The sequence below is a fragment of the Promicromonospora xylanilytica genome (assembly GCF_054782895.1).
This window is the reverse complement of the sequence record NZ_BAAGRP010000071.1, coordinates 76,677-89,411: the sequence shown is the minus strand read 5'-3', so window position 1 is coordinate 89,411 and position 12,735 is coordinate 76,677. Positions and strand designations below refer to the sequence as shown.

At 69.8% G+C, this 12,735-nt stretch carries 14 protein-coding genes; 11 read left to right on the top strand and 3 right to left on the bottom strand.

Annotation, left to right across the window (positions count from 1 at the left end; all coding sequences use genetic code 11):
- Nucleotides 1-220: 220 nt before the first annotated feature.
- On the top strand, nucleotides 221-823 hold the full coding sequence (locus ACYVK7_RS21375; protein WP_460889732.1) for a hypothetical protein: 603 nt from the start codon (nucleotides 221-223) through the stop codon (nucleotides 821-823).
- A gap of 60 nt (nucleotides 824-883) precedes the next feature.
- Here ACYVK7_RS21375 and ACYVK7_RS21370 read toward each other — a convergent pair whose 3' ends face one another.
- The 3 genes from ACYVK7_RS21370 to ACYVK7_RS21360 form a co-directional block, all read right to left on the bottom strand.
- Nucleotides 884-1,561: an HNH endonuclease family protein gene (locus ACYVK7_RS21370; protein WP_460889731.1), complete on the bottom strand. Its 678-nt coding sequence runs from the start codon at nucleotides 1,559-1,561 to the stop codon at nucleotides 884-886.
- Nucleotides 1,562-1,775: 214 nt separating this feature from the next.
- On the bottom strand, nucleotides 1,776-2,267 hold the full coding sequence (locus ACYVK7_RS21365; protein ID WP_460889730.1) for a hypothetical protein: 492 nt from the start codon (nucleotides 2,265-2,267) through the stop codon (nucleotides 1,776-1,778).
- Nucleotides 2,268-2,455: 188 nt separating this feature from the next.
- Nucleotides 2,456-2,728 (bottom strand): hypothetical protein, encoded by a 273-nt coding sequence (locus ACYVK7_RS21360; RefSeq protein WP_460889729.1) that lies wholly within the window; start codon nucleotides 2,726-2,728, stop codon nucleotides 2,456-2,458.
- A gap of 314 nt (nucleotides 2,729-3,042) precedes the next feature.
- On the opposite strand from ACYVK7_RS21360, the gene ACYVK7_RS21355 reads away from it, so the two are divergent.
- The 10 genes from ACYVK7_RS21355 (at nucleotide 3,043) to ACYVK7_RS21310 (ending at nucleotide 12,725) form a co-directional block, all read left to right on the top strand.
- On the top strand, nucleotides 3,043-5,001 hold the full coding sequence (locus tag ACYVK7_RS21355) for a M15 family metallopeptidase (protein WP_460889728.1): 1,959 nt from the start codon (nucleotides 3,043-3,045) through the stop codon (nucleotides 4,999-5,001).
- A gap of 11 nt (nucleotides 5,002-5,012) precedes the next feature.
- Nucleotides 5,013-5,339 carry a DUF2087 domain-containing protein gene (locus tag ACYVK7_RS21350; protein ID WP_460889727.1) on the top strand — a complete coding sequence of 109 codons (327 nt, stop codon included), beginning with the start codon at nucleotides 5,013-5,015 and terminating at the stop codon, nucleotides 5,337-5,339.
- A 75-nt stretch (nucleotides 5,340-5,414) separates the two neighbouring features.
- On the top strand, nucleotides 5,415-5,882 hold the full coding sequence (locus ACYVK7_RS21345; protein ID WP_460889726.1) for an aminoacyl-tRNA deacylase: 468 nt from the start codon (nucleotides 5,415-5,417) through the stop codon (nucleotides 5,880-5,882).
- Between the two features lie 266 nt (nucleotides 5,883-6,148).
- On the top strand, nucleotides 6,149-6,529 hold the full coding sequence (locus ACYVK7_RS21340; protein ID WP_460889725.1) for an STAS domain-containing protein: 381 nt from the start codon (nucleotides 6,149-6,151) through the stop codon (nucleotides 6,527-6,529).
- A gap of 64 nt (nucleotides 6,530-6,593) precedes the next feature.
- The gene (locus ACYVK7_RS21335; protein WP_460889724.1) at nucleotides 6,594-7,874 is read left to right on the top strand and encodes a D-arabinono-1,4-lactone oxidase; all 1,281 of its coding nucleotides are present in this window, start codon (nucleotides 6,594-6,596) and stop codon (nucleotides 7,872-7,874) included.
- Nucleotides 7,875-7,962: 88 nt separating this feature from the next.
- On the top strand, nucleotides 7,963-9,525 hold the full coding sequence (locus ACYVK7_RS21330) for a sodium-dependent transporter (RefSeq protein WP_460889723.1): 1,563 nt from the start codon (nucleotides 7,963-7,965) through the stop codon (nucleotides 9,523-9,525).
- Nucleotides 9,522-9,698, top strand: coding sequence for a methionine/alanine import family NSS transporter small subunit (locus tag ACYVK7_RS21325; protein ID WP_460889722.1), 177 nt, complete (start codon nucleotides 9,522-9,524; stop codon nucleotides 9,696-9,698). The genes ACYVK7_RS21330 and ACYVK7_RS21325 overlap by 4 nt, the downstream gene beginning before the upstream one ends.
- A 279-nt stretch (nucleotides 9,699-9,977) precedes the next feature.
- Entirely contained in the window at nucleotides 9,978-10,904 is a 927-nt protein-coding gene (locus tag ACYVK7_RS21320) for an ABC transporter substrate-binding protein (protein WP_460889721.1), read from the top strand.
- 31 nt (nucleotides 10,905-10,935) lie between these two features.
- Complete coding sequence (locus ACYVK7_RS21315) at nucleotides 10,936-11,913, top strand: amino acid ABC transporter permease (RefSeq protein WP_460889720.1); 978 nt, start codon at nucleotides 10,936-10,938, stop codon at nucleotides 11,911-11,913.
- Nucleotides 11,910-12,725 carry an amino acid ABC transporter ATP-binding protein gene (locus ACYVK7_RS21310; protein ID WP_460889719.1) on the top strand — a complete coding sequence of 272 codons (816 nt, stop codon included), beginning with the start codon at nucleotides 11,910-11,912 and terminating at the stop codon, nucleotides 12,723-12,725. The genes ACYVK7_RS21315 and ACYVK7_RS21310 overlap by 4 nt, the downstream gene beginning before the upstream one ends.
- Nucleotides 12,726-12,735 lie beyond the last annotated feature (10 nt).

The following is a 12,735-nucleotide window of genomic DNA, read 5'->3' as shown; positions in this document are numbered from 1 at the left end:
GCCTCCGCCCGGGCGGCCGTGATCGCCGTCGGGCACGGGGGTGGAAGAAGGCTCGGTACTCACAACCCCTCATTGTCCCAGGGACGGCAAGGTGATTTGCTACGACGGCGCGACCACCGGTCCGTGGCCATGGGGATCGCTCCCCATGTCGCCGGTGCCGAGGGGCATCTAGGCTGCCGAGATCATTGTGACGTGCGGGGATGCCGTAGAGGGGGGCGGGATGCCTGAGCAGCTGGAGGTCGGCGCCGATGCGGTGGACCGTCGCCGAGGGGCCGACATGACCCTCACGGAGCTGGTCGAGCTGTGCGAGGCGCGGATCAACGGCCTGAGCCGCACCCGACAGGTCTTCGAGCACGGCGGTACGCAGGAGCAGATCGCGAGCATGCTCGCGGACCTGGGGGTCACGGCGTCCGGCTGGGACGCGGCGGTCGGCCGCATGCCCGACGGTGACCCGCTGGCGGTCCGCGCGGGCGCACGCACCGTGCGGGACGGCGCGCCGGGTTTCGGGGCGGTGGCCGAGGTGCTCGACACGTACGCCTCCGCGCTGGAGTCCGGACGCGCGGGGCACGCCGCGGGTCTCGCCGCCCTCCGGGCCGCCCAGGAGCGGGCCGTGGCGCTCCCGGCGAGCGGCAGCGGTACCGACCCGGCGCGGACGGAGACGGCGGCCAGGGCCGCGATCGCGGTGCTCGACCTGGCCTGCGCGGGGTACGCCGCCTGCCAGGACGCCTACGAGGCGGCACGCGACGCGGAGGAGGCCCTCTACGTGGCGCTGTCCTATGTCCGGGTCAGCCGCCCTGGGTCCTTCGACGACCTGAGCGGCTGACCTGTTCCGGCGACTCCGGCGACTCCCGCGACCAGGGCGCGCAGCGGATCCTGGTGCGAGTCAGTACGAGCAGGTGTCGAGGAGCGGCTGCAGCGCCGCCTTCTCCGCGGAGTCCACGCTGAGGTCCCAGCGCGCCTTCGTGTGGATCCACATCTTGGCGTAGGCGCAGCGCTTGCTCGCGAGCGGGGGAACCCACTCGGCGGGGTCGTGGTCGCTCTTCGAGATGTTCACCTCGGCCGTGACGGCGATCAGCTGCGGGCCGGTGAGGTCGTTGGCGAAGTCCTCCCGGCGATCCGTCGTCCACTCGCCGGCACCGGAGTCCCAGGCCTCGGACAGGGCGACCACGTGGTCGATGTGCAGGTCGGCCGGCGAGGTGCGCGTCTCGCCGTCGAACTCGCTGTACCAGGTGCCCGACGTCGGGTAGCAGTCGCTCCCGACCTCTACGCCGTCGCCGTCGCGTCGCAGGACGGTCTCGCGGGTGGTGCAGCCGTCGACGGTGGTCCAGTGCGGGAACAGGTCGCGGTCGTACGGCCCGGGGGCGCTCTCCGCTCGCACCGTGAGGACGTCGAGCTCGGTCTGTGCCACGGCCTTGGACGGGAGGTCCGGCGGGTAGGCGCCGGCGGGCTGCGGGAGCGTCACCGTCAGGAGCGCGACGAGCGCCAGCACCACGACCGACGTGACGAGGTGACGGGTTCGAGGCCCTTGACGGAGGCTTCGCTGGACGACGAGCTGCGACATGGGACAGACCTTCCTCGAGACCGACCGGGCGACTTCATCGTCGATCTGGGCGATGTCACCTGAATGACCGCGATGTGACGATTAGCGAAATTTCACCCGCTCAACCCTTCGGAGGCGATGTGCTCCGGGTGCGAGTCAGGCCCTCAGGTCACGCGCGTGACCTGAGGGCCTGACACGTCTGGGTCGGGCAGGCGCGGCTGCCCGGTCGGCCGGCTCAGACCGTGCCAGCGGTCAGCATGCCCAGGTAGTAGCCGAGGCCGACCAGGGCGAGGGCCCCGATGGTCTCGATGATGGCGAGCGCGAGACCCCAGCGGGCGAGCCACAGGTCGAAGCCCTCCTTGCCGGCGCGCGCGACGGCGATCGCGTTCAGGATGACGCCGATGACCGGCAGTGCGGCGAGGAAGAAGGTGAGAAGGCTGAAGACCGTGGTCTGCGGGTCCTCCTCCTCGTCGGCCTCGACGGAGTCGCCCGGGACGGCGACGGCGGTCCCGGCGGCGGCGGGGGCGGCCACGGCGACCGCGGCCTCGGTGACGGCCTCCGTCGGGGTCACGTCCGGGGTCTCGGTGGCTACTGCCTCCGTTGCCACGGCCTGCGCCGCTGACGTCACCTCCGACGCCGCGGGCTCGGTCTCCACGACCTGGGTGGCGGTCGCTGCCGCGTTCTCGTCGGCAGTGGCCTCGGGAGTCGTGGTGTCGGGCGTGGTCATGGTGGTAAAGCTCCCCTGGTTGCAGGTTTTATGACAGGTCAGGCCATATTCTGGAGTATCCGAAAGGTCTTGGATAGCCCGGTATCAGCCATGGAAGCAGCGAAGGCTGCCGCCCCGGTAGGGGACGGCAGCCTCCGCGCTGCTGGTGACGCTGCTGGGCGTCGCGCGGACGCCCTGGCCGATCTCGGTCAGGAGGTCGGCAGCGAGAGCGCCGCGTAGACGCCGGCGCCGACCAGCGCGAGGTACAGCACCGTGAAGGCGATCGAGAGACCAAGGCCCCACTTCGAGAGCTTGCTGTCGAAACCCGCCTTGCCGGCCTTGGAGGTGGCGATCGCCGAGACGACGATCCCGATCGGGGGAGCGACGAACGCGAGGATGAAGCCCACGATGGCCAGGGTGTTCGCCTGCGGGTCCTGGGCCGCCGCGCCCTGGACGGCAGGTGCGCTGGTGGTCTCGGTCATGAGGGACTTCCTTTCACGGCCACTGTTCCGGCCGCTCGACTGCGGGCGCACGAGCGCCCGTACGGACGCGGGACAGTGTGGAGCATCCGAGAAGTGCCTGGAAGCCCTCATTGCGTTATACGCCCGAATCGTTACCCTGGAGGATCGGGGGAGTGTCGCCGCGGTCGGAGCACGCGGCTCTGCCCAGGAGGGTCGTTCACCTGAGCGCTGAAAATTACGCCGGAGGAGTTCACCTCGGCGTGATACTCCTGTGCAAGGATCCGAAGCGGTAAGTACTGCACCGTGAGATGGCGCACCGACCGAGGGGGCGACGCGTGGACGATCAGGCGAAGAAGCTCGTTCCGCACACCTTCCGTACCGGCCTGCGGAGGTTTCTCCGGCCGGCCTGGACCGGGGTGGTCGCCACGGTGATCGCCGCAGGTGTGCTGTTCACCGCCTCCGCGAGCGTCCCGGCCTCCCAACCGTCCGGCGGCAACGACGGCGAGCTGCCCATGCGGCTCTACGGCCTGATCGAGAGCGTCTCCGTGGGCGAGGAGACGGCCCCGGACGGGGTGACGCTGGGCCAGATCGTCGCCGTCCTCGAACGGGCCGAGCAGCAGGCGCAGGAGCAGGGTCCCAACTTCAGCCCCACGATCGCGCAGGCCGCCGCCGAGCTGGGCATGCTCTACACGACGTACCAGATGCAGCAGCTGGCGTTCGGCGAGAACAACGAGGGCCTCCGTGTCGAGGACGCACCAGTGGCGCGCGGCTCCCAGCAGGCCGCCGACGACAAGGACGACAGCGGCACGAAGAAGGACGGCGCGGAGCGGCCCGACCGGGACAAGGGCGACCGGGCCGAGCAGGAATCCACCGAGAAGGACGTCGAGCCGAAGCGGGACGACGCCGGTCGGGACAGCTCGGAGCGGGGCGGCACCGCGAAGGACGGCACCGAGAAGGACGTCGAGCCCGACCGCGACCGGACGGCGCGGGAGCCGGAGGACGACGGCCCGCCCGCCGTGGAGGTGTCGAACGAGCGCACCTCGGTGATCGACCCGCACGACGACGACCCGCAGGCCGGCTACGTCACCTACGACGAGGTGGTCATCGCGGCCGTGCGGCTCGCGAACCTGCTGGACCCGTCGGTACCCAACGCACTGGTCGAGGTGGAGGGGCTGGGGCTCGGGCCCGGGCAGAGCCGAGGCTTCTCGCTGCGCGAGAACCTCCTCGACGTCGTGAGCAGGTTCGGCGGCACCACCACCGGATACGCCAACGGCCGCATCCCGGCCGCCGTGCTGTGTCCCCTGGAGTTCGCCCCCGGGCACATGCTGCGCTGCGACGCCGCCGAGCGGCTCACGGCCCTCAACGAGCAGTTCGAGCAGGAGTTCGGCTACCCGATCCCGATCACCGACTCCTACCGCTCCTACGAGCTGCAGGTCGCGGTGGCCAGCGCCAAGCCGCACCTCGCCGCGATCCCCGGCACGTCGAACCACGGCTGGGGCATCGCCGTGGACCTGGGCAACCCGATCGCCGGGGGCAACTCCGCCGAGTACGTCTGGCTGCGGGTGCACGGTCCGGACTACGGCTGGGACAACCCCTCGTGGGCTCAGCTCGGCGGCTCGAAGCCTGAGCCGTGGCACTTCGAGTTCTTCGCGGCGGGCTCGATCCCCAACCGCGCGATCGACCGGTCCGACGTCGGCACCTGGGAGCCGACGGACGAGACGACCCCGCGCTACAAGCCGGCGCTCGACCCGAAGCCGAAGGGCAACAGCTCCGACGACGGCCCGCGGAAGCCGGGTTCCAAGCCGGGCGCCGACAGGCCGGACAACCCGCCGTCGCAGAAGCCGACGAAGCCCACGCCGAAGCCGACCCCGTCGGGCCCGGACAAGCCGTCGCCGACGCCGTCGGACCCGGACGACCCGAAGCCGACGCCGACCGACCCGGACAAGCCGTCACCGTCACCGACGGATCCGGACGACCCGAAGCCGACGCCCACGCCGACGGACCCGAAGCCGTCACCGTCGCCGACACCGACGGACCCGAAGCCGTCGCCGACGCCGACCGAGCCCGGGGAAGAGCCCTCGCAGCCGTCGGAGCCGACCGACCCGGAGTGCACGGACGAGCCCGCGGCGAACGACGCCTCGACGCCGGACGGCGAGCCGGAGGGCACGGATGAACCCGCCCCGTGCCCGACGGACGACGAGCCGAAGCCCACGCCGAGCGCTTCGGCACCCAGCCCGACGGCGACCCTCCGCGACGACGAGCTCGCGCCGGTCGACGAGCAGCCCGAGGACTGACGGGCGGTCGCGTGACAGCCGAGCAGACGCGGCACGAGCAGGCCACCGCGGGCGCTGCGGGATCCCCGGGGGACCCCCGGCGTTTCCTGCGTTCCGGGATCCTCGAGGGGATGCCGCGCCGGTGGCGCGACAAGATCGCCGTGACGCGGTATCTGGCCGTCCAGGCGATGCCCACGCTCCTGGAGCCGATGACGGAGCGCGAGCTCACCGACCGGCTGCGTGAGCTGGCGCAGGACCCCGTGGGCGTCCGTCGTGCGATGGTGGACCAGGGCCTGGTGCGGCGCACGCGGGACGGCGCCGAGTACTGGCGAACCGAACGGACCGAGTACGACACCTGAGCGCCGGGCTCCAGGGGCGGTTCTTGACCAAATGGCGAGACAACGAAGACTTGCATTTTCAGGATAGGAAATTTCATGAGCGAAGAACGCGCCGTCGCGGCACTGGAGGCGGCGGGCATCCCGTTCGAGGTGACACGGCACGGTCAGGTGGCCAGCCTCGCCGAGGCGGCGGCCGCCCGCGGCGTCGACCCGGCGAAGCTGATCAAGACGATCGTCGTGCGCCGCGCGGACGAGGACTATCTCTTCGTGCTCGTCCCCGGCGACCGGCAGATCTCCTGGCCCAAGCTGCGCGCACTGCTGGGCGTCTCCCGCCTGTCGATGCCGAGCAAGGAGGTCGCTTTCGAGGTCACAGGCTACGAGAGGGGAACCATCACGCCGTTCGGGTCGTTCCACAGGTGGCCCGTCGTCGCGGACTCCCGGCTCAGCGAGCCGGGGCCGGTGTCGATCGGCGGAGGCGCTCACGGTGTGGGCGCCACGGTTGACGCCGTCGATCTCACGGCGGCGCTCGACGCCACGGTTGCGGACGTGACCGACCCTGCCTGAGGCTGTCTCGGGTGGGTGCCGAGCAGGCCCGCGAGGGTGCGGAGACCGGCAATTCTCCTCCGTGCAACGTGACCGTAACGCCTGGGGGGTGGACGGAAGTCATGTGTCGGGTGAACACTCGCCCTAGGCAATTCTTGCCCCTCCCGGCCAAGGAGCGGTCAGAGAGCACCAAGAAGCGTCCAAGTTCGCCAGTGCAAGTCAGTGTGTAGAAGTCAGTGTCTAGCGAAGTCGAGGCTCGACCAATGCAGGACGGAGCGAATGACCCCATGGACCCTCTCCCGTCAGACTCAGCGCAGGACCTGGTTCCCGAACGTCTGGGCTCGGGTATCGCCTGCCGGAACACCTACGAGGGCACTGTGCTGACCCTCTGGGGTGACATCGACGCGCTGCTGCGCGAGAACGCGAGCGAGGCGATGGCCACGCTCGCCGCACGACCCGATCCCGAACCCGTCATCGTCGACGCGCGGGACGTCACGTTCATCGACTCCTCCGGGGTGGCCTTCATCCTGCAGGTGTTCGTGCTCGGTGAGGAGACGGGTTCGCCCGTCCTGCTCCGTGAGCCGTCCGCCGTGGTGATGGAGGTCCTGGACATGGTCGGTATCAGTCAGCGGATCCCGGTGGTCCGCAAAGCGGCAGCCAGCGCCTGAGTCGCACGCCGCCCCCGGCTGATCGGCAGCGTCCGACCGGCCGCAGGAGTGGCACCCTTGTCCGGTGAAGAACTGGGCAGCGAACCTCACCTACTCCTCCGCGCGCACCGAGCGCCCCCGGAACCTCGCGGAGCTCACCGGCATCGTCGCCGGTGAGCCCCGCGCCCGGGCTCTCGGCTCACGGCACTCGTTCTGCGACGTCGCGGACACGACCGGCGTGCACGTCCAGCTCGACCTGCTCGACGACGGCAGGGCGCCCCTCGAGGTCGATCCCGAGGGGGTCGCGTCGGTGCGTGCCGGCCTGCGCTACGGCGAGGTCGCGGCGGAGCTCCACGCGCAGGGCCGGGCGCTGGCCGCCATGGCCTCGCTGCCGCACATCTCCGTCGCCGGTGCCGTCGCCACGGGTACCCACGGTTCGGGCGACGGGACGCGCTCGCTGGCGGGCGACGTCGTCGGGGTGGAGCTCGTGACCGCCGGCGGCGAGGTGCTGACCCTGCGCAGGGGCGACGCCGACTTCCCCGGGTCCGTGGTGGCCCTGGGCGCCCTCGGCATCGTGACGCGCGTGGACCTGGCCACCGTGCCGGCGTTCGACGTGCGCCAGGACGTCTTCACGGGGCTGCCGTGGGACGCGCTGTTCGAGAACCTCGACGCCCTCATGGGCAGTGCCTACTCCGTCAGCGTCTTCACCAGCTGGTTCGAGCCGGACGTCCGCATGGTGTGGTGCAAGTCGAAGGTCGCGACGAGCCCGTCCGGCGCGGAGACGGTGATGGCGGGTGGGCCCGCCGCCGGCCTGCTGACCGGCCTGGGCGCCCGGCCCGCCGTCCGGCCCATGCACCCCCTGCCCGACGTCGCCGCGGTGGCGTGCACGGAGCAGGGCGGGGTGCCAGGTCCGTGGTTCGAGCGCCTGCCGCACTTCCGGCTGGACTTCACGCCGTCCCTGGGCGAGGAGCTGCAGTCGGAGTACCTCTTGCCGCGCGCCGCGGGGGCTGACGCGGTCCGCGCCGTGCGGGCGCTCGGGGACCGGATCGGCCCGCTGATGCTCACGTCCGAGATCCGGACGATCGCCGGCGACGACCTCTGGCTCAGCACCACGCCGGAGGACAGCCTCGCGTTCCACTTCACGTGGAAGCAGGACTGGCCGGCGGTGCGGGCCGCGCTGCCCGAGCTGGAGGCGGCGTTGCTGCCGCTCGGCGCGCGCCCGCACTGGGGCAAGCTGTTCACCGTTCCCGTGGCCGACCTCCCGGGCCTCTACCCGCGGTTCGACGACTTCGCGGAACTGGCGGCGCGCCTCGACCCGACGGGCAAGTTCCACGGTGGATACGTGGCGGAACTGCTCGCGAGGTGACCCTCGCCGTGCCGCGCCGGTGAATCTTCCGTGAAGTTCCCGGCGAGCCGATTTCGCACTCAGAGAGATTTTCCAAGAGGATCAGGGTATGAGCGACGCGCAGAGAACTACCGCGGAGCCCGAGAAGCGCGAGGAGTTCAGCGGACAGCTGGGTTTCATCCTGTCTGCGATCGGCTCCGCTGTCGGGCTAGGGAACATCTGGCGCTTCCCGGGGGTGGCATACGAGAACGGTGGGGGCGCGTTCATGGTGCCCTACCTGGTGGCGCTGCTGACGGCCGGCATACCGATCCTGTTCCTGGACTACGCGATCGGGCACCGGTTCCGTGGTTCGGCACCGCTGGCGTTCCGTCGGCTGAAGCGCTGGCTGGAGGGCTTGGGCTGGTTCCAGGTGATGATCTGTTTCGTCATCGCCATCTATTACGCGGTGATCATCGCGTGGGCGCTGAGCTACTTCGTGTACTCGTTCGGCCTCCAGTGGGGTGACGACACGGCGGGCTTCTTCACCGGTACGTACCTGCAGCTCGCCGACGTCGGCGGCGCGGACCCGTGGTTCACCCTCGACTTCGTGCCCGCCGTGCTGATCCCACTCGTCCTCGTGTGGGTCGCGACGATCATCGTCCTGGCCGCCGGGGTGGCCAAGGGCCTGGAGAAGGTCAACTTCGTGTTCATCCCGCTGCTCCTCCTCGCGTTCGGTGCGCTGGTGGTGCGGGCGCTGTTCCTGCCGGGGGCGGCCGATGGTCTCAACGCGCTGTTCACCCCGGACTGGAGCGCGATCGCCGACCCGAACGTGTGGATCGCCGCGTACGGCCAGATCTTCTTCTCGCTCTCCATCGCGTTCGGCATCATGATCACGTACGCCTCCTACCGGAGGCGTCGCGCCAACCTGACGTCGCCCGGCTTCGTCGTCGCGTTCTCCAACTCCGGCTTCGAGGTGTTCGCGGGCATCGGTGTGTTCGCCGCGCTCGGCTTCCTCGCCAACGAGCAGGGGCTGGCCATCGCCGAGCTCGAGGGCATCAGCGGCCCGATCCTTGCCTTTGTCACGTTCCCGGCGATCGTGTCCCAGATGCCGGCGGGCGGAATCTTCGGTGCCCTGTTCTTCGGCTCCCTGGTGATGGCAGGGTTCACGTCACTGCTGTCGATCCTGCAGGTGGTCTCGGCGTCCTTCCAGGAGAAGTTCGGCTGGACCCGCGCCCAGGCCGCGATCCGTATCGGCCTCGTGGCGGCCCTGTTCTCGGTGGTGGTCTTCTCGACCACCACGGGCCTGATCGCGCTCGACACCGTCGACAACTGGGCCAACAACATCGGTATCGTCGCGTCCGCTGTCGTGACCACCGTCGTCGTCGGCTGGGTGCTGCGTCGCTCCGGGGAGATGAGGTTCCACCTGAACTCCGTCTCCACGATCAGCGTGGGTCGGTGGTGGTCCTTCTGCATCATCGTGCTCGGGCCCGTGGTGCTCACCTACATGCTCGTCTCGCGCATCGTGAGCCTGATCCAGGACGGGTACGAGGGATATGCGGAGGCGTACCTCGGCGCCGCAGGTTGGGGCACCGTCGTCGTGCTCCTCGTCGGTGCCGCGGTGCTCACCCTGATGCGATGGCGCGTCGAGCCCGACGCGTTCGATGCGTGGCCCAGGTTCGGAGGTAAGTCATGACCAGCGAAGCAATCGCCCTGCTCGTCGTCTCGCTCATCGTGGTGTGGGGTGGGCTGCTGGCGAGCATCGTGGCCATCGTGCGCCGCCCCGAGCGGGCCGACTGGCCGCACGGCTGGGAGCACGAGGGCGGTCCGGAGGACCGGCCCGACGAGCCCGTCCAGCACGACACGTGAGCACCACCCCGGCAAGTCGGCCTCTGGCCGGCTTGCCGGTGGTGTTTATGCAGGCCAGTCCACATAGACGTGGGTGAAACATTCACGAAGCACGTAATACATCACAATGTGACATCGGTCTCGATCTTCCGGGTTTACGTCAGCGGAACGCCACGGTTAGGTGAGACTCGCACACGAGGCGCCATGTGCGCCGTCGGGTCCTCTGCTCCCCTGACGACGGAGATCTGCCGGGTCGTACCGCCTCGTGACACACCAACGATCCGACCCAGGAGACCCCTGATGCGCAGGCTTCCCGCCCTCACCGCTGCCTCGGCACTGACCGCTGCCGCCCTTGTCCTCACCGCATGCACCGACGCGTCACAGCAGACCGCCGGCGATGCCGCCACTGACGAGTCCAGCGCTGAGGCGACGTTCGACCCGTCGGCCATCGAGGCCGACGAGGAGATCGCCGCGATGCTCCCGAAGGAGATCGCCGACAAGGGCACGCTGTCCGTCGGCTCCGACACGGCGTACGCGCCGGCGGAGTTCATCGACGTCGACGGCGAGACGCCGGTCGGGTTCGACATCGACACGGTGTCCGCCGTGGCGGCGGTGCTCGGCCTGGAGGCCGAGGTCCAGACGGCACCGTTCGACGGGATCATCCCCGCGATCGGCTCCAAGTACGACCTGGGCATCTCGGCGTTCACCATCACGGACGAGCGCACCGCCGAGGCCAACATGATCAGCTATGCCCTGGCCGGCTCGCAGTACGGCGTCGCGGCGGGCAATCCCGAGGACTTCGACCCCGAGAGCCTGTGCGGTACCACCATCGGCGTGCAGACGTCGACCATCCAGGACGACGAGCTCACCCAGGCCACCAAGGACTGCGAGAAGGACGGCGAGGAGCCCATCGACGTCGTGCGCTACGAGTCGCAGGCCGACGTGACCACCAACCTCGTGGGCGGCAAGCTCCAGGCCATGTACGCGGACTCGCCGATCACGGCCTACGCCGTCGAGCAGACCTCCGGCGAGGTCGAGACCATCGGCGAGATCCAGGACGCCGCGCCGTACGGCATCGTCGTCTCGCAGGACGACAAGGACCTGACCGAGGCCGTGCAGGCCGCACTGCAGAAGCTCATCGACGACGGCACACTCGAGGAGATCTTCGCCGGTTGGGGCAGCGAGGACGTCGTCGTGGACGAGGCCGAGCTGAACCCGGCCGAGTGAGCACCGCCCCAGGAACGAGAAGAGGGGCGAGATGAGCTCCAGCAACGCTTCGGCGTCGGGCCGCGACCCGGTGCCCAACCGGATCCACGCGCGCCCGGTGCCCCGGCCGGGCCGCCTCGTCGCGGCGGCGATCGTGCTCGTCCTGGCCGCCATGGCGGCCAACGCGCTGATCACCAACGACAACTTCCGCTGGGACGTGGTCTGGCTCTACCTGCGCGACGTCGTCATCGTCCGCGGCGTCATGTGGACCCTGATCCTCACGTTCGCGTCGATGGCCATCGCCGTGGTGCTCGCCGTCACGCTCGCGATGATGCGCAGGTCGGACAACCCCGTGATGCGCTGGGTGAGCTGGGTCTGGATCTGGTTCTTCCGCGGCACGCCGATCTACACGCAGCTCATCTTCTGGGGGCTGCTCGCGGTCCTCTACCCGCGGCTGTCACTGGGTATCCCGTTCGGGCCCGAGTTCTTCACGTTCCGCACGGACGACGTCATCACGGCCTTCTGGGCGGCGCTGCTGGGCCTCGCGCTCAACGAGTCCGCGTACCTCGCGGAGATCGTGCGCGCCGGCCTGACCTCCGTGGACCCCGGCCAGACCGAGGCGGCCAAGGCGCTCGGGATGAAGGACGGCAAGATCATGCGCCGCGTGGTGCTGCCGCAGGCCATGCGCGTCATCGTGCCGCCGACGGGCAACGAGACGATCTCCATGCTCAAGACGACGTCCCTGGTGGTCGCGGTGCCGTTCGGCCTGGAGCTGACCTTCGCGGCCGGCGCCATCGGCAACCGCATCTTCCTCCCCGTGCCGCTGCTGGTCGTCGCGGCGCTCTGGTACCTGCTGATCACCTCGATCCTCATGGTGGGCCAGCACTACCTGGAGCAGTACTACGGGCGCGGGTTCGGCACGGCCACCGGACGCAAGAACCGTGGCAAGGGCCCGGGCGGTGGCAGGCAGGCGGCCATCGCGGCCGCCGGGACAGTGCAGGAAGACGTCAACAAGGAGGTGACACCATGAGCGCCGTCGCTGACTCCGCCACGCCTCCGGCCGACACGGCGGACATGGTCTCCGTGCGCGCCGTGCACAAGGTGTTCGGCCACGGGCACGACGCGGTGCACGTCCTGAAGGGCGTGGACCTGGACGTGGCGCGCGGCGAGGTCACGGTGATCCTCGGCCCGTCCGGGTCCGGCAAGTCCACCCTCCTGCGGTGCATCAACGAGCTGGAGGAGATCACCGGCGGCTCCGTCGTGGTCGGCGGCGAGCTCATGGGCTACCGCAAGGACGCCAAGGGGACGCTGCACCGGCTGCACCCCAAGGCCGTGGCCAAGCAGCGCTCGCGCATCGGCATGGTGTTCCAGAGGTTCCACCTGTTCCCGCACATGACGGCGCTGGAGAACATCATGGAAGCGCCGGTGCAGGTACGGGGCATGTCGAAGAAGGCGGCCAAGCAGCGCGCGATGGAGCTCATCGAGCGCGTAGGACTGTCCGACCGGATGGACCACTACCCCGCGCAGCTCTCCGGCGGTCAGCAGCAGCGGGTCGCCATCGCCAGGGCGCTCGCGATGGACCCGGAGCTCATGCTGTTCGACGAGCCGACGTCGGCGCTCGACCCCGAGCTCGTGGGCGAGGTGCTGTCGGTGATGCAGGACCTGGCGAGATCCGGCATGACGATGATCGTGGTGACGCACGAGATCGGGTTCGCCCGTGAGGTCGCCGACCACGTCGTGTTCATGGACGACGGCGTGATCGTCGAGTCCGGCCCCCCGAGCGAGGTCCTGGACGCCCCGAAGGAAGACCGCACGAAGGACTTCCTCTCCCACGTCCTCTGACCCCTCACCG